Source organism: Kitasatospora nipponensis (genome assembly GCF_039528135.1).
Classification (GTDB): domain Bacteria; phylum Actinomycetota; class Actinomycetes; order Streptomycetales; family Streptomycetaceae; genus Kitasatospora; species Kitasatospora nipponensis.
In genome coordinates this window covers 27,229-44,745 of record NZ_BAAALF010000054.1, presented here as the reverse complement: position 1 = coordinate 44,745, position 17,517 = coordinate 27,229, and the positions used below count along the sequence as shown (strand labels likewise).

The window sequence follows — 17,517 nt, the reverse complement described above, 5'->3', positions numbered from 1 at the left end:
GACCTCCGAGGTCGAGCGGGCCCAAATCAAGCGCGGCACCGGCTACTGACCGTCGTAGCCGGCACCCGTCCGGCTGCAGGGGGCGCCCGCAGGCAGGCCGCCCCCTGGCGTGAGACCGGGTCGGGTGCGGTGGACATCCGTGGTCGAGGACCGGGACGCGGTCCAGGTGGACCGCCGATGCCCGAGTTGCCGCCCGGCGGGGTCCATGTCGTGATGGTGCACGTGAACGCATCGGGCTGACGGCTGCCCAGTCGCACCGGGACCGAGCAACGGCGTGAAGCTCGCGTCATCCAGTGCGGACTCGCTCGACGACCCCGGGGAGGCCACCTCCCCGACACAAGGCATGGCGACGCCGTGCACGAGGGGTCCCAGGTGCCCGGCCGACTGGAGGACGAGGATGGCACAGCAAGATGCTTCGGCTGCGGGTGGGCGCAGTGCCGTGGTGAAGATCGGCTTCGCGCTGGGACTGGTCCTCTTCGTGCAGGCCTTGTTCGCGCTGTGCCTCGTCAGCGCCCAGCAGTTGCTCGTGCCACGGAACATGCCCTTCGGCGTGACCGGGCAGCCGTCACCCGTGGTCGCCGCGGTGGCATCGAAGGTGGGGCTGGACCTGACCTCCTATCCGAACCCGTCGGCTGTGACGGACGCGGCCCAGCGGGGCGAGCTGTACGGCGCGTACGTCAGCAACGGTTCGGCCGACACGCTGATCCTGGTCCCGGCGAAGAGCTTCTTCGCCCAGACGGAGCTGGAGCCGGAGTTCCTGGCAGCGGCCCACGACCTGGGCCAGCAGGTCACCGTGCAGACGGTCAAACCGCTCCCCTCCTCGGACCCGGTCGGCGCAGTGACGTCGCTGTTGCTGGTGCCGCTGCTGATCGGCGGTTATCTGGCCGCCGTCCTGGTCTACAAGGCGGCCCACGGCATCGCCGCCGCGCCGTGGCGTGGGGCCATCCTGGTCGGCTACGCGCTGGTGGGCGCGCTGCTGACCGACCTGATCGCCGGGCTGGGGATCGGCGCGTTCTCCAGCAACCACTTCTGGTCGCTGCTGCCGTGCTTCTGGCTCATCACCTCGGCGGTGGCGCTGGCCGCTGCCGGGTTGCAGGCCATGGTGGGCAGGATGGGCACCCTGCTCGTGGCCCTGCTCTTCATCATCGTCGGAGGCCCGCCGGCCGGAGGGTCGGGTACCTTCCTGCTGCCGGTGTACTGGCGCAACATCGGAGTGATCTTCCCGGCGCAGAGCGCGGTCAACCTGATCAACCACGTGCTCTACTTCGGCGCGAGCAACATCTCCACCCCACTGATCGTGCTCTTCCTCTACGCCTTCGCCGGCATGGCCGTCATCGGCTGGTACGGCCGCATCCGCCCGGCCGGAGCGGGTGCCCCGGCCGGGCGGCCGGAAGTCGACACGACGGCGCCGACGGACCCCGCGGCGACCCCTGCCGGCCGCCGACGGGCCCTGGTCGCCATCCTCGCGGCGCTCGGCATCTGCGCCGTCATGCAATGCCTCTTCGCCACCAACTACATGAGCGCCTCGCACGCCCCCAAGGCCACCAACCTGCCGTTCGGCGCGGTCGGCACCTCGCCCGTCCTGCCCGCGGCCCAGAAGAACATCTCCCTGAAGGTCACCCAGTACCCGAACGAGGCCGCCGCCAAGACCGCCATGGACGAGGCCCGGGTCTTCGGCGCCCTGATCTCCTCGGGCACCTCGAACACCCTGATCGTGGTGCCGTCCATGAGCGACATCGCACCGCTCGATCTCGCGGTGCGGTTCGAGGAGGCGGCCAAGGCGACCGGCCAGGTGCTGACGGTGCAGCAGTACGCCCCGACGCCGCTGGCGGCCAAGGACCCGTTCGGCCTGGTCCAGGGGCTCATGCTGGTTCCGCTGCTCATCGGCGGCTACATGAGCTCGACCATGCTCATGTCCGTCACGGGCAGGGCGGCAGGACGCTGGCGCGCCGCCCAGCTGGCCGGATTCGCCGTCGTGAGCGGCCTGGTGGTCGATCTGATCGTCTGCTACTGGCTGCAGGGGTTCCCCAGCAGCAAGTTCTGGATCACCTGGCCCATCTGTACGCTGATCGTCGTCGTGGTCGCCGCCGTCGCCGCGATCCTGCAGAAGCTGCTCGGTCCCGTGGGCACCCTGCTGACGGTCGTCGTGATCATGCTGTTCGGCAACCCGTCCTCCGGCGGCGCGAACGGCGTGCCCTACCTGCCCGCCTTCTGGCGTGACATCGGGCCCTACCTGCCGCCGCGCAACGCCTACATCCTGCTGCACCACACGATCTACTTCGACGGTCACGGAACGGGCCAGGCACTGACCACCCTGCTCATCTACCTGGGTGTCGCCGCCGCCGTCCTCATCGTGCTCGACCTGCGCCGCACCGAGGCCTCGGTGCCCACCGACGCCACCGAAGCCGCAGCCATGGCCGTCCCCATCGGCGCCACGCCGTGAGCGCACCGCACTGAGCCACCGCCGACAGGACGGTATGGCTGATCAGGAGCAGGCCGACCGGACAAGGCGCCGGTGACCGAGACCGCGCCCCCGGCCGCGGGGCTGACCACGGGCAGGGAGCACGGAGCTGTGCGGGGACGGGCGGTCACGCCTTTCAGTCTTCCGCATTCGGGTTCGGTCGGCTCCTGCGGACCTGGAGGCCCAAGCCGGTCCAAGGCCAAGGCGGAGCTCGCACCGGACGTACCCGTGGGATCGTCAGGGGCGTACGGCGCCCATGTAGGAGCCGCCCATGGCATCGAGTGGAAGGACCATCACGTTCTCGCCGGTACGCGGGGCGTGGATCATCTGGCCGTTGCCGATGTAGATGCCGACGTGATGCAGGTCGCCGAAGAAGAACACCAGGTCTCCGGGTTGCAGGTCGGCCTTGGCGACGTGCTGGCCGGCATTCCACTGGTCCTGCGAGACGCGGGGCAGTGCCACGCCGGCTGCGGCCCAGGCGGCGCCGGTCAATCCTGAGCAGTCGAACGAACCCGGCCCGGTGGCACCCCACACATACGGCTTGCCGAGCTGGGCGTAGGCGAAGCGCACCGCGTCGGCGGCGCGGCCGGTGGCCGGGCCGTTGTACGTCGGCCGACTGGCGGAGCGCGACGCGGCGGCCGCGGCGGTGCTCTGGGCGTTGACCTTCGCACGATCGGCGGCGCTGAGCTTGTTGAGCAGCGCCTGCGCCTGCGCGAGCCTGTCCTGGACGTCCTTCTTCTCAGCTGCCATCGCGGTGGTGCTGCTGGCGAGTTCGGCCAGGGTCGCCGCGGCGTCCTTGCGGTCCTGGTCCATGCGGCGCTGCTCGCCCTGGAGCTCCTTGAGCAGGGCCGTGGTGCTGTCGGTCGCCTGGTTCTGGGCGGACGCCCGCTGCAGGTAGGAGTCCGGGTCGGCACTGAGCACCAGCTGGACGGACGGGTCGATCCCGCCGTTGCGGTACTGGGCGGAGGCGACGGCTCCCAACTGGGTCCGCAGCTGGTTCATCCTGTCCTGGCCGGCGGCGATGCGGTCCTGCATCTGGTTGGCAGTGGCCTGGAGCTGCTGCTGGCGGGCCTTGAGGCCGTCGTACTTCTCCGTCGAGACCTCGGCCTGCTCGTTGAGCTTGTCGACCTGCTCCTTGACGGACGCCACGGTCGGGATGGGCTCGGCGTGGGCACCGGCGGCGGAGCTCAGGACCACGGTTCCGGCTGCGGCCGTGGTCATGACCGCGATGCGGACTCGACTCTGAGGGCTCGGCTTTCGGTGGCTTCCCATCGGACAGCAGGCTCCTTCGGCTTCGACGTGCCGCGGCACCCGTGGGCAGGGCAGGCCGTGGCAGGGTGAGCCTCAGCCGCCTCACCTTCTAAGTAACTTAGTAGATAGGGGGTGGGGGAGCGCAACCACCCCCACCCGATCATCACGGTCCGCAGGCGAGCAGAACCGGCACCGCCGGCAGCACGGTGAGTACCAACCACCAGGCGGCACAGAGGGCGGGCGGCAGCGGGCGGGCGGGCTGAAGCAGTCGCCGCACCCGCTGGACCGCCGCGTGGGACCCGGCGGCCAACGTGCCGCGCGGAGTTCCGCCCCCGGCGACGATGCACAGCGCCTGCGCCAACACACGGGGCGTGCAGTGCCGCAGCGCCGCGTCATCGGCGGCCATCTCGACCAGCACGGGCACCTGCCGAGCCATCTCCCGCGCCAGCGGGAGCCGGCCAAGTGCGTCGCCCAGCGCCTTGGCGGCACCTACCCACAGATGGTGCCGACCCGCCAAGTGGGCCCGCTCGTGGGCGACGACGGCCTCCCGGTGCGCGGGCGCGAGCCGCTCCAGCGCCCCACGGGTGAGGACCACCCGACCTCCGCGGCCAGGCACGCACCAGACGGCCGGGCGATCGTCCTCCACCACACACCAGTCGTGCTCGGTGTCCTGGCGGCCGGCCACGGCCAGCACCGCGCGATGCCGAGCCCTGGTTCGCGCGGTTCGGACCCAGCCGGTACCCACGACGGCGGCCACCGCCGTCAGCACGATCGCACCGAGGGAAAGGGCCTGGTCGTGCCCGGCTGCGCCCTCGGCCGGGGAGGCGACCGCCGACCAGGACAGCCACCGACCGGGCCGCTCCCGCAGATGGCCGGGTTCCGAGACGGCGTGGACCACCATCACCACCGCCGCAGCGAAGGAGAGGACCAGCGCGGCCCACGTAGCCAGCGCGATCCGCGGTGCCCGCAGAGCCCAGGAAGAGCCGGACAGGAGCCTCGGCGCGCCCCAACCCGCGAGGGCCAGACAGAGGGCCAGGAGGGGAAGGACCATCACTCGTGCCGACCGCTGTCTTGCTCCAGCAGCTCGCGCAACGCGCGGGCCTGCTCCTCGTCCATACCCTCGACGAAGAGCATCAGCGCCGCCTGCTGGTCGGAACTCTCCGCCAGTACCTCGCGCATGAGCGAGGCCGTGTACGCCTCGCGCGAGCACACCGGCTCGTAGACCCACGCACGCCCCACCTTGTGGCGCCGCAACCACTCCTTGTGGAACAGCACATCCGCCACCGTGTTCACCGTGGTGTACGCCACCGGTCGGGACCGGTTGAGATCATCCACCACCTCCCGCACCGTGGCAGGCCGCCCCCACTCCCACAACCGCTCCATGATCTCGGCTTCCAGCTGACCGAACCCGCGCACCACCACGCTCCCTTCCGCCCGTCACCCTAGTCGCTGTCGTCGTTCCGATCTTGAGAGCTGCTGATCGAAGTGAGCCGACCCCCAGGGCCGGCCCCGACCCGCAGGCCAGCTGGAGCGCCGGCCAGCTGGGCACCAACTCGCCGAGCGATCACCACTCCGGTGGAGGCGGTCTTCCGGAGGGCTGAGCGGCCGGGAGTGCCGAAGGGGTGCCGACCTGGCCGGTCGGCACCCCTTCGGCGTTCTCCTTCCTGACGTCCTCAGCTACGAGCCGGCCGAGGCCGAGGCCGAGGGACCCAGCGGCGGCTGGTCGAAGAGCGGTCCGTAGCCATCCTTGAAGGTCACCTGGCCGGCCTTGAAGCAGATCCGGTAGATCGTGCCGTCGATCGTCGAGACGTCGTCCTGGTAGTAGACGCAACTGTCCGAGGAGGCCGGCACATCCCGCACGTGCGGGATGTCCGCGGTCTGGAGCGGAGTCCCGAGCCTCGTGGCGAGATCCTGCTGCGAGTCACCCGTCTTGACGGCCAGGTACTGGTCCTCGGAGATGTATCCGTGTCCCTTGGGGGGACTGAACCGGTCCGAGACCCAGTTGTACCCGGCGATGAGGAGTCCACCGATCACTGCCACCGCCACCACAGCGACCGTGGTCACCACGGCTGCCTTCTTGCTCATTTCGCGCCTCTCGGGGGAACAGCGGGGTCAGGGAATTGGGGGAATCAGGGGATCGTCAGGGTATTCGACTGCCCGAAGATCCAGTAGTTCTGCGCCAGGCCGCTGTCGTGCAGCCGGGTCAGGTCGCTCAGGGAGAAGTCCTTGAGCGGGGTGCTGAACTTCGAGTCGAAGTCGTAGTACTTCCGGATCTGGTAGCGGAATTCGACGGCCCCGGCGGCCGTTCGGGTGGCCGAGACCCGGTAGTCGAAGTCCGCGAACGAGAGATACCAGTCGATCTTGCCCAGGGCGTGCGACTCGAACGGGTTCTTGCTGACCGGGACCTTCCCGGCGTCACCGTTCTGCCACTGGCTGACGAAGCCCGGCTTGCCCTGCGCCGTCGAGCTCTTCAACCCGTCCTCGACGACCTGCTTCATCGCGTTCTGCACCTGCGGCACATTCGTGTAGAGGGTGTCGACCGAGTCTGCGGTCAGACCGATGGTCTCCCCCTTGCCGTTCAGGTAGTGGTCCAGCAGGGTGGACGCCATCTGGTAGTCGAGCAGCCTGGACAGCTGGGCCTCGTCGTTGAGCAGGTCCCAGTTGTGGTGGTCCGCGGCGGTCGCCTGGATCGAACCGGACTGGTTCACCACCGGGTCGTCCGCCGTCCGGCACATGTCCGAGCCCGGGCAGCTCGGCGGGTCGCCGAAGCCGGGCGGCTGCGGCACGTCGGAGGCGCAGAAGTGCCCGTTGTAGTGCTCGAACTGGCCGCAGGTCGGCTCGGTCGGCGTGTTCGGGCCCTGCGACCCGTCGTCGTGGCACGGGCCGCCGCTGCAGCCCACCGGGCGGTCGCTGCCCGTGCAGGTGTCCAGGCAGTTGCGCATCATGCCGGTCGGGTCCGAGCCGGCCACCGGGTTGCCGCCGGCGTAGTTGTACCCGCCCAGTTGCTGCGGGTCGTTGGCCTCGAACATCGGGTCCGCGTTGATGAACCGGCCGAGCATCGGGTCGTACTTGCGGGCGCCGACATCGCTGTAGCCGGTGCCGGCGTCCACCGGCTTGCCGAGGTAGCCGCGGGTCGGGTCGATCCAGTTGGCACTGGTCGTGCCACGGACCTGGCCGTAGGGGGTGTACTGCTTGCGCGCGACCTTCTGCGTGGTGCTGTCCATGGTGAGGGTGGCGGTGCCGTGCGGGTCGGACAGCACGTACACCAGGCCGCCGCCCGGCAGGTTGGAGGCGACCGCCACCGCCTGGCCGCCCAGCGAGTACGTCCGGACCGCGCCGAGCAGCACGTTCGGGGTGACCGAGGTGTTGACGACGATCTCGGTGTCGCCGGCGAAGAGCGTGGTCTGCCCGGCACCGATGTCACGGCGGATCAGCTGGTTGCCCTCCGCGTCGTACAGGTACTTGGTGACGCTGCTGCCCTGCGTGACCTGGTCGATCCGGCCCTCGTCGTCCCAGTGCAGGGTCTGCCCGGTGCCCGCGCTGGGCGTGCGGCCGATGGTCGCGCCGATCTGGTTGGAGGTGAAGGCGGTGGTGCTGGTGCCGGTGGGACCGGTGGTGCTGGTGCCGGTGAGGGTGTGCGGCTGCGGGCCGTTCGGGCAGGTGCCCGTGCAGCCGTTGGTGTAACTGGTGGTGGTGTCACCGCTCGCGCCGTTGATCGCGTGGTCGGTCTCACTGGTGCGGTCGCCGACCGCGTCATAGACGAAGGACTGCCAGTAGGCCGCGGTCCCGGTCGCGATCGTGGCACCCGTGGGGTTCACGCCCGCGGCCGGGCAGGCGCCCGTCGCCGTCCAGGCCTGGGAGAGCCGGTCCAGGCTGTCGTACTGGTAGCACTGGGTGTCGGTGACGGTGTTCCCCGTGTCGGACTGCTTGTCCGTGGTGGAGGTGGGGTTGCCTGCGGTGTCGTAGGCGTAGGAGGTGTCGTCGACGGCCGGGCCGGGCGCCTGGAATCGGCTCGTCAGAACATCGGTGAGCCGGCGGGTCTGGTCATCGCGGGTGTACGTGGCCCAGGCCGGGTTGGTGGACGGACCGAAGGTGATCTGCGAGATCTCGTTGAAGTTGGAGTAGACCACCCCACCCACGTAGGTGCCGAGCGCGCTGCTCACCGTGCTGGGCTGACCGAGCGCGTCGTGGCCGTAGCTGATCGCCTCGCCGAGCAGGCCGGCCACCCGCTGGTCGGTCTGGCCGGTCATCGACTGCGTGTTGACGGAGTAGGAGTAGGAGGTGGTGTACGTGCTCGGCAGCGGCGCCTCACTACTCGGCAGGGTGATCTTCGTGCCGGTGGACTTGCCGAGCGAGGTGTAGCCGGTGTTCGCGACCGTGTAGCCGCCGGTGGTGCCGGGGACGTAGCGCGTCGAGGACGTCAGCTTGCCGGCCTGCAGCGTGTCATAGGTCCAGCTGGCGAACTGGAAGTTGCTGTTGCTCTTGTCCGTGGAGGCCAGCTTGCGGCCCAGCAGGTCGTAGCTGGAGTCCAGTTCGACGCCGCGCGAGTCGGTCACCGAGACCTGGTCGCCCGCGTCGTCGAACCCGTATGTGGTGGTCCCGGTGTCCGCGTCGGTCTGCTGGATCTTCCGGGCGAACAGGTCGTACTGCATCTGCCAGACGCTGTTGTCCGGGCCGGTGACCTGGGTCTGGTTGCCGGCACCGTCGAAGGCGTACTTGGTCCGACTGATCGTGCCACCGGCGACGGTGTACCCGCTCTGCGAGGAGCCGGAGACCTGCGGAGCAGTGGTGTACTGGTCGAGTTCGGTCCGCTGGCCGCGGGCGTTGGTGAACGTCGTGCTCGCCACGCCGCCACTCGGCGGGACCACCGTGCTCCGGTCACCGGCAAGGGCGGTGACCGTTGCCGAGGTCTGGGCACCCAGGTGCTCCTGGGTCACCAGGTCGGCCCGGCCCATGCCGTCGTAGTCGGTGACGGTGGTGGCGGGCATGTTCGCCTGGGCGGCCGAGACCAGCTGGGCGGCCGGCGCGCCGGCCACGTTGTAGGAGTCGTTGCTGAGGACCTTCCAGCCGTGCGAGTCGTACTGGGTGTCCGACACCAGCATGGAGGAGTTCTCCGCCGTCGACTGGGTCTGACGGCTCCTCAGCAACGCGTCGTAGAGCGTCTCGCTGACCAGGTAGGAACCGTTGTCCTGAAGGTTCTTGCTGGTCACCACCGAGGGGCCGGTGGCCGAGATGGCGTACGTGAAGAGCATGTTGGCGGGCTGACTCGCCGCCTTGGACTCGTTCGGCAGCCAGACCGCGGTCGTCCGGCCCAGTGCGTCGTAGGTCAGGTCGGTCTTCAGGCCGGCCGCGTCGACCTTCTCGACCGGCAGGTTCCGAGCCGGATCGTAGGTGATGGTCGCGCTCTGGTACGTCGGGGTGGCACCCGCCGTGACCTGCTTCGTCACCGTGACCTGGGTCGGCACGCCGCCGATGGCCGGGGAGTAGCCGGTGGTCGTGGTCTCGGCCAGGCTGGAGCCGTTCGACGCCTTGGAGTTGGGGGTTCGGACCACGCTCGCCGGTCGCCCGTAGGAGTCGTAGGAGTTCGCGGCCGTCGCGGTGTAGACGGTGCTGCCGCCGCTCACCCCGGAGGCCTTCTCGGTGAGGGTCGCCTCGCCCTTGACGGGGGCGGTGCCGGCGGGGCTGGCGCCGTCCCAGGTGTAGGCGTTGCCGTCGTAGGAGGTGCGCTGGTCGGAGATCAGCGTGCCGCTCTGCGCCGCACCCGCGCTCGGGCAGTCCTGCGCCCGGGTGACCGTCTCGGCCGGGAGGGTCAGCAGCTCACCGGAGTTGGAGAGGTACTTCGTCCAGGTGCACTTGGCGGTGTTCACCGGATCCGTGATGTCACCGCGGTCGGCCACCTGGACGGGCAGGCCGGTGGTCGGCTGGCCGAGGGTGGTGTTGTAGAAGCTGTCCGTCTCGGTGTTGCGCGAACCGCCGGTCACCGCCTGCTTGGTGTAGCTGTTGGCGGTCAGCACCATCTGCGCGGTGAGCGCCGGCAGGCCGGTGCGGGCCCGGCTGGCCGTCGGGCCGATGCTGGTCGGGAGCGTCACGGTGGCGTGATCCACCGCACCGTTGTCAACCGTGTAGGTATCGGTCTCGAAGGTGCGGCCGCTGAAGGCGTTGCTGTCCTTCGCCGTGTACTTGGAGTCCTGCGAGGTCAGGGTGACGGAGCGAGTTCCGGAGTTCGGCAGGGTGTCGCCGTCCATGCCCTGGAAGTAGTACGACTTCGCAAGGGTGGTCTGGTCGTAGACGTTGACGCCGTTGCGGACGTGGAAGTTCTTGGCCTCACCGGTGCGGGTCTCGACCCACTGGTAGCCGCGGAACTGCCCGTACGTCCGGTTGGTGTCCTTGACGAGCTCGTTGTCGTCGTAGTGCCAGGCCGCCGGACCGTAGTTGTACGTCGTCAGCAGCTCCGGCATGGTGCCGTCCTGGTTGGCGTTGTGCAGGTCCTGGGTCCAGACACTGTGCACCGAGTACTTCTGGAACCAGTCGATGGTCGGGTTCAGGAAGCCCGGTGGCGTCCAGGAGACGGGGTAGCACGGCTGCGTGTTGGTGGACGGGTCCGACGGGGTGTTGGACGTCGTGCAGGTCGGGGTGTTGTAGCTGACCGTGACCTGCGCGCCGGTCTCGGTCGTGATGTTGCTGACCCGGTCGTGGTACATCGGCGAGATGTTGCTGATCGTGCCCACCCGGTTGGGCAGTTGGTCCGGCGGATCGAAGCTGGTCGCTGGATTGACGATCGTGCCCTGGCCGCCGGCGGAGGTGTCCTGGCCGGTGCGCTGGATCGAGTCGAGCCAGAGCGTCGGGGCGTGGTCGCCACCGTCCGGGTAGGACTGGTTCAGCGTGAACTTGTCGACCTGCTGGGTGGTGCCGTTGTTCTGGATCTGCGTCTGGATCGACGTCAGGCGCTTGCGCGACCAGTAGGACGGGCCGTGGTTGGTGCAGTTGGTGCTGTCGGTGCAGTTCTGGTCGATCGGGACGTCCGGCCAGTACGCGGCGTTCGCCGTGGTGAACTGCGAGTCCGCACAGGTGTTGCCGGACGGCGTACCGGCGAGGCAGCGCTCGGCGGTGGTGAAGACGATCTGCTCCGGTGCGGTGCCCGCGTAGACGGTGGAGGCGGTCATCCCGTAGTCGATGCGCTTGAGGTAGCCGCCGCGGGTGTACGTGACGCCGGTCTTCTGCATGTCGGCGCCGTACATGTTCGTCTCGGGCTGGTAGTAGTACGCGGTCGCGTTGCTGTGCAGGTCGACGACGTAGTCCAGGTTCCACCGGTAGCCCTGCACGCAGGACGAGGTGGCGAACGTCGAGCCGTTGCACGGGTCACCCGCGTGCGCACCGTAGACCGGAACGGTGTAGACCGACTGCGTGGTCTCCTTGCCCGACGAGTACCCCGGCAGCTGACTCATGCCGAAGTAGTACTGCACGCCGTTCTGCGTGACCCGCCAGTACTCACCGTTGTACGTGCCGTTCGTCCCGCCGGTGAGCTGCTCGACCTTCTCGGTCGAGCTGTCCGAGGAGGCGTGGAAGGTGTGCGTCACGTCGTCGTAGACGATCTGCGTCGACTGCCCGCCGAGGGAGAGGGTCAGGAGCTGGCCCGCCCAGCACTCGTCGCCGCTGTACTGGGGCGCGCCCGAGCTGGAGTCCGCTCCACACGACTTGTAGGTGCGCTCGACGAAGCTCTCCGGAGTTCCCCAGCCGTCACCGGCCCAGGAGGACTGGTTGTTCGTGCCCGCCGTGCGCCCGTCCTGGCTCGACGAGTCGTAGGAGAGCGAGACGTTCGGGGCAGCGCCGCCGATGGCCGGGGGCACCGGGACCGGGTAGGTGTAGGCGAACGCTCCGGTGTTCCCGGACATCGACCAGGTCCCCGCCGGGGTCAGCGAGGTGGCCGAGTAGTCACCGGACGAGCCGGAGGTCCCGGAGGTGGCTGCCAGCACCATCGCACCGGACGGGCTCGCCGTCATCGGAGCGGCCATCGCCATCGCGCTCGGAGCACCGGGTGCACTCGGCGCGCCCGTCTGGCTCAGCGTCACCTGGGCAGTGAGCGGCGAGCCGGCCTTCGCGGGCAGCGGGGTCTGGGTCTGACATTGCGCCAGCTGAGGCGTGGTCAACGCACAGGCCGGCAGCTGCACCAGGTGCAGCCGCGAGGCGTAGTCGCCGCCGAAGGCCGAGGCGAAGGACGACGGATCCACCGAGACGGAGACCGGTCCTGATGACGCGTCGGCCGACTCCGCGGTGAACAGCACACCGTGGATGCCGGCCTGCTGCGCCAGGGACTGGTCCGCCACCGTGATCTTCACCTTGGCAGGGGTCGGACCGGCTGCCACCTGCGCCCGCGCGCCACTGGCCGGCTCCGTCGCACCACCCACCAGGATCGGCAGCGCACCCGCACGCTGCATCTTCCCAACGACGGGAGCCACCGCCGCCCTCGGCGCCGGCCCGCTTCCCGCAGCAGCAGCCGGAGCACTCAGGTCGACCACCGCACTGCCCGCCCCCGGCAACGTGGCCGCCACCGTCGGGTCGTACTTCTGGAACGCGGCAGGCGACTTGCCGGTGCCCGGCGCCTGTCGGGTGTAAGGGACCTGACGGTCCCGCGGCACGGCCGGTGCGTGCGGCTTGGCCTTCGGCGACTGTGCGACGGCTCCGGTGGGCGCCAGCGTGAACGACAAGAGCAGGGCCGTGACGGCTGTCGCGCCGACTCGCCCAAGACGCCTTATTCGACGTCTCGTTGAAGGATGGTGTGAATACACTCTGTTCGCAATCTCCCGGCGCCCGCCAGTGAGATTGCCACCCCCCCGGCGTGACGCGTGCAACTGATGGGCAATCAGATCAGCGCAGGTGCGCGGCCCATACGGCGGACACGATCTCACATCGATAATCAAGAATTGGCAAAATCCTCACGGAATTTTCAAGGATCTCTGCAGTTCAAAAGCCTCATACGGGCGTTGATCACCATCAGTCGGGTCAACTCACCAGTGGCGGTGGGGCATTCCGGCGCCCCACAATGCGCCTCACACGGGTGCCTGCAAATCGGCACCCCGATGCACGAGGGGGACCTGGCCTGATGGCCTTTCAATCGCACGCGCCTGGCCACAGAGCGAGAGGGCGCCGGATAGCGCGCGCCCTCGCCGGCTTGACCGCCGCAGCGCTTACCGCCGGTCTGCTCACCGCGGCCTCAGTTCCCGCAGCCGCGGCCGCCCAGCCGACGATCCCGGCCAACCTGCCGCAGGCGCCGAAGATCGACCCGGCCGTCGCCCAGGCCCAGCAGGCCGCCGGTCAGGCCGCGAAGAAGAGCGGCAAGCCCGTCGTCGTCGATGCGCTCACCACCGAGAACACCCAGACCGTCGCCAACGCCGACGGCACGTTCACCCTCACCCAGAACGCCGCACCGGTCCGGGCGAAGAAGAACGGCAGCTGGGTCAAGGTCGACACCACCCTCGCCAAACGCGCCGACGGCACCCTCGCCCCCGCCGCCACCGCCTCCGACGTGTCCTTCTCCGCCGGCGGCAACGGCCCCATGGTCACCCTCAGCCGCGCGGGCAGGAAGCTCTCCCTCAGCTGGCCCACCGCGCTGCCCGTCCCTGCCGTCAGCGGCGACACCGCCACCTACGCGAACGTCCTGCCGGACGTCGACCTCGCGCTCAGCGCCCACGAGGACGGCGGCTTCAGCCAGGTCCTGGTCGTCAAGAACGCCGCGGCTGCCGCCAACCCGGCGCTCGGCAACCTGCGCTTCGGCCTCCAGGCCGACGGCCTGACCGTCAACCAGACCGCCGGCGGCGCCCAGGCCCGCGACGACCAGGGCCAGGTCGTCTTCCGTGCCGACCCGGCCCAGCTCTGGGACTCCGCGACCACCGCCCCCAAGCCGGCCGTCGCAGTCGCGCCACACGCGCACATGCTCGCCGCCTCCGACCAGGTCTCCGTTCCCAAGGCCGACCCCACCCCCTCCGGTATCAAGGGCCCCGGCGACGTGGCCCGCCACGCGCTCATGCCCGTCAACGTCGACCAGCACAGCCTGACCGTCACCCCGGACAAGGCGCTGCTCACCGACCCGGGCAACCAGTACCCGCTCTACGTGGACCCCTCCTGGTCCGGCAGCCCCTCGGTCGTCTCCTGGGCCTCCATCAACGACAAGGGTGCCCGGGACACCTCCGGCACCGTCGCCCGTCTGGGCTACGAGGGCAACTGGAACGGCTGCGGCAGCTACTGCTACAGCACCTACCGCTCGTACTTCGAGATGAACGACAGCGGGTTCCAGGGCGCCAACGTCACCTCGGCGCACTTCTACCCGTACTACAACTGGGCCGCCTGCTCCTGCGCCGAACCCACCCAGATCTGGCTGGACCCCGACTTCGACGCCAACTGGATCACCTGGAGCAACAAGCCCTCCGGTTCCTCCTCCTCACTGATCACCACCTCCTCGGACTGCACAGGCAACGGCGGCGGCTGCGGCTACGGCTACATCCCCAACGCCTACGACGTCACCTCCGCGGCCAAGGAGGCCGCCGGCGGCGGCCGCCGCACCTTCGAGGTCGACGCCCAGAGCGAGTCCGACCAGAACCAGTGGAAGAAGATCGACCCCACCCAGACGTACTGGTCGGTCACCTACTACGTCGCCCCGTACGTCAACTACGTCACCAGCGGGCCCATGGTCACCGCCTTCGGCGGCAACTACATGAACTCCAACAACATCACGATGACCGCCACCGGCGGCGACAGTGACGGCGAGGCGGTTCGCTCCGGCTACGAGATCTGGAACACGAGCGGCTACGGCGGCAACGCGACGACCGCCGTCGCCGGCGGCCTGTTCACCGGATACTCCGCCAGCGGCGGTTCCTACACCTACTCCGGCCTGCCCGACGGCACGTACGCCTGGCGCGGCGTCACCAACAGCCAGAGCGGCAACATGTGGTCCGGCTGGGGGCCCTGGACCTGGTTCCAGGTCGAGACCGCCAAGCCCAACGCCCCGGCCATCAGCTCCCCGCAGTTCCCGGCCAACCAGTTCGGCGCCTCGCTGAACGACCAGGGCTCCTTCACCATGACCACCTACGGCAACACCGACGTGGTGGGCTACGTCTTCGCGCTCGACGGCGACCTCGGTTCCGCCAACTGGAGCCAGCAGTCCCAGCCGTCGACCTTCACCAACGGCAGCACGATCAACCGCGGCCAGCAGTACTGGGCGCCGGCCAACGGCACAGTGGCCACCGTCCAGTTCTCCCCACTCACGGTCGGCCCGCACCGCCTCTACGCCCGCGCGCTCAACCACTCCGGCCTGCTCTCCGCCGCCCAGACCACGTACCTGTTCTACGCCGGTCTGACCACTCCGACGTACGTCTACGGCGACCAGTTGGTCAACGGCTACACCGCCACCAACGACGACCACAGCACCACCGCGCTCGCCGCGGCCCAGGCCACCGTCAGCGCCGGTGCGGTCATCCAGGTCCAGAACAACTGCTGCAACATCCAGTTCGCCGACGGGGCCCAGGCACTGTTCACCGACAGCGCCACCGGCCACACCGCGCTGAACGACAAGGTGGCGTTCAACTTCGATGTCCCGCACGACGGTTACTGGGACATCGGGGCGAACTTCACGCAGTCGGCCGGCTTCGGCCAGCTGAAGCTGGTGCTCGACGCGGGCAGCGCGAACGCCGCCACGCTGACCAACAGCTTCGACGGCTACAGCAGCTACGTCACCACCTCCTACCAGGACTTCGGGCTCCCGAAGAACTCCTCGGGAGCTCCGGTGCTGCTGACCAAGGGCTCGCACACACTGACCATGACCATGGTCGGTAAGAACGCCGGCACCGTCGGCTACGGCTACAAGGCCGGCATCGACGTGCTGCGGCTGGCCCCGATGAGCGCGACCTGCGCCATCAACAACCTGACGGCCTGCCAGAACAACACCGCCGTCAGCCAGAACTACTACACCAACGCCGGTGACGCCGACGGCAACGGCAACAGCTACTCCGCCTCCGAGCTGTCCGCCGCCGGCTGGACCCCGGGGGCGCCGCTCACGGTCAACGGCGCTCCGATGACCGTGCCGAACTACTCCAACGGCAAGGCCGACAACATCGTTGCCGGCGGCCAGACCATCACCGTGCCGGCCAGCGGCTTCGCCAACACCGGCAACGCCGTGGTCTTCCTCGGCTTCGCCACCGGCGGCAGCGTCAACGGCGCCACCGGCACCATCAGCTACGCGAGTCCCTGCGGCATCAAGACCACCCAGGACTACACCATCGACACCGCGCCCGACTGGGTGCTCGGCAACGCCTACCAGGTGTCGACCCAGCTGCAGCACCGCAACACCCCGAACAACACGCAGGACACCAACGCGCCCAAGCTCTTCGCGCTGAGCGTCCCGTTGGCCTGCCCGGGCCAGGCGATCAGCAGCATCCAGCTGCCGGTGGTCTCCAACGGCGTGAAGTCGGGCGTCACCACGCTGCACGTGCTCGGCGTCGGCATCCGGCCGACCTCGTTCACCGACACCGGCCACACCACGGCCTGGACCGGCACCTTCGCCGACCGCCAGGACACCTCGCACACCAGCCTCGGCGCGGTCACCCAGCGCTCCGCGGTGCGGATCAGCGTGGCCGGCCAGAACGCCCGGATCCACCTGTCCAACACCCTGGGCAGCCAGCCGGTGACCCTGGACCACGTGACCCTCGCGCACCAGTCGAGCGGCAACGTGCCCACCGGCACCCCGGTCGACCTGCTCTTCAACGGGTCGAAGAGCGTCACCATCCCGGCCGGCGGCGACGTCACCAGTGACTCACTGGCCTTCGCCACCACCGACCGCGAAACCCTGCTGATCTCGTACCACCTGGCCACCGCCGTCACGGACGCGGTCCACCACTACGGCTACAAGGGCAGCACCTGGTACTCGGCCGCGGGCACCGACGCCACCGCGGCCACCACCGGCACCCCGTTCACCAGCACCGACGACAACCTGTACTGGTTGTCCGGCGTCGACGTGAACACCACCAACAACACCACCGGCAGTCTGCTGCTCCTCGGCGACCAGACGGTCAACTCGGACACCACCGCGGCCGACGGCGGCCACCGCCTCAGCGACCTGATCGCCAACGACCTGGCGGCCGGCAACAGCAACGCGGTGCCCTACGGCATCCTCAACGAGGGCCAGAACACCTGGGACCTCAGCCACGACCTGCTGCCCTCCGTCACCAACAGCGCCGCGCCCTCCAACGCGAGCAACCCGGCCGACCGGTACGTGCTGAACCAGACCAACGTCCGCACGGTCCTGATCTCGCTCGGCACCACCGACATCCTGGACAACGTCGCCGCCGGTGACGTCGAGGCCCGGCTCAGTCGGCTCTCCAAGGAGATCAGCGCCTACTACTCGGAGACCGGCCTGAACAACCCGTACGGCCAGATCACCGTGTACGTCGCGACCATCCCGCCGGACCTGCGGATGACCCCGGCGCAGGACCTCGTTCGCCAGGTCGTCAACGCGTACATCCTCGGCTCGGGCGGCACCAGCTACCTGGGCGGGAACGCCAGCGGCGTGGTCGACTTCTCGGCGGCGGTCACCGCCGCGGGCACCGGTACCTCGACGGTCCAGGGCGACCTGGCCGCGAACTTCAAGTACCAGGACACGACGTCGCTGAACTACTACCCGAACACGCTGTACTACCAGGCCCTGGCCGACAAGTACGTGGCCGCGGTCAATGCCAACGGCGGCACCGTCGGCGTCCAGCCGATGATCGTCAAGTCCTCGCTCCGCTGACGCTCACCTGAATGACCGTCAAGGCCCG

7 protein-coding genes are annotated in these 17,517 nt (G+C 69.2%); 2 read left to right on the top strand and 5 right to left on the bottom strand.

Translation table 11 applies throughout. The features are described 5' to 3' along the window. Positions 1-397: 397 nt before the first annotated feature. Positions 398-2,443 carry a hypothetical protein gene (locus ABD323_RS17385; protein ID WP_344442540.1) on the top strand — a complete coding sequence of 682 codons (2,046 nt, stop codon included), beginning with the start codon at positions 398-400 and terminating at the stop codon, positions 2,441-2,443. Positions 2,444-2,698: 255 nt separating this feature from the next. On the opposite strand, the gene ABD323_RS17380 is transcribed toward ABD323_RS17385, so the two are convergent. From ABD323_RS17380 to ABD323_RS17360, 5 genes are all read right to left on the bottom strand, one after another. Then, positions 2,699-3,682, bottom strand: coding sequence for a C40 family peptidase (locus ABD323_RS17380; RefSeq protein ID WP_344442539.1), 984 nt, complete (start codon positions 3,680-3,682; stop codon positions 2,699-2,701). 193 nt (positions 3,683-3,875) lie between these two features. After that, on the bottom strand, positions 3,876-4,763 hold the full coding sequence (locus ABD323_RS17375; protein WP_344442538.1) for a M56 family metallopeptidase: 888 nt from the start codon (positions 4,761-4,763) through the stop codon (positions 3,876-3,878). Continuing rightward, positions 4,763-5,128: a BlaI/MecI/CopY family transcriptional regulator gene (locus ABD323_RS17370; protein ID WP_344442544.1), complete on the bottom strand. Its 366-nt coding sequence runs from the start codon at positions 5,126-5,128 to the stop codon at positions 4,763-4,765. The genes ABD323_RS17375 and ABD323_RS17370 overlap by 1 nt, the downstream gene beginning before the upstream one ends. A 261-nt stretch (positions 5,129-5,389) precedes the next feature. After that, the gene (locus ABD323_RS17365) at positions 5,390-5,797 is read right to left on the bottom strand and encodes a hypothetical protein (RefSeq protein ID WP_344442537.1); all 408 of its coding nucleotides are present in this window, start codon (positions 5,795-5,797) and stop codon (positions 5,390-5,392) included. Between the two features lie 44 nt (positions 5,798-5,841). After that, positions 5,842-12,147: an RHS repeat domain-containing protein gene (locus tag ABD323_RS17360; RefSeq protein ID WP_344442536.1), complete on the bottom strand. Its 6,306-nt coding sequence runs from the start codon at positions 12,145-12,147 to the stop codon at positions 5,842-5,844. A 734-nt stretch (positions 12,148-12,881) separates the two neighbouring features. Here ABD323_RS17360 and ABD323_RS17355 point away from each other — a divergent pair. Then, positions 12,882-17,489, top strand: coding sequence for a hypothetical protein (locus ABD323_RS17355; protein ID WP_344442535.1), 4,608 nt, complete (start codon positions 12,882-12,884; stop codon positions 17,487-17,489). Positions 17,490-17,517: the final 28 nt, after the last annotated feature.

Bases quoted from the DNA above. Each gene is read 5' to 3' on its own strand.
- ABD323_RS17365 (WP_344442537.1), bottom strand. From the start codon at position 5,797: ATGAGCAAGAAGGCAGCCGTGGTGACCACGGTCGCTGTGGTGGCGGTG.
- ABD323_RS17360 (WP_344442536.1), bottom strand. From the start codon at position 12,147: ATGCAGCGTGCGGGTGCGCTGCCGATCCTGGTGGGTGGTGCGACGGAG.
- ABD323_RS17375 (WP_344442538.1), bottom strand. From the start codon at position 4,763: ATGGTCCTTCCCCTCCTGGCCCTCTGTCTGGCCCTCGCGGGTTGGGGC.
- ABD323_RS17385 (WP_344442540.1), top strand. From the start codon at position 398: ATGGCACAGCAAGATGCTTCGGCTGCGGGTGGGCGCAGTGCCGTGGTG.
- ABD323_RS17380 (WP_344442539.1), bottom strand. From the start codon at position 3,682: ATGACCACGGCCGCAGCCGGAACCGTGGTCCTGAGCTCCGCCGCCGGT.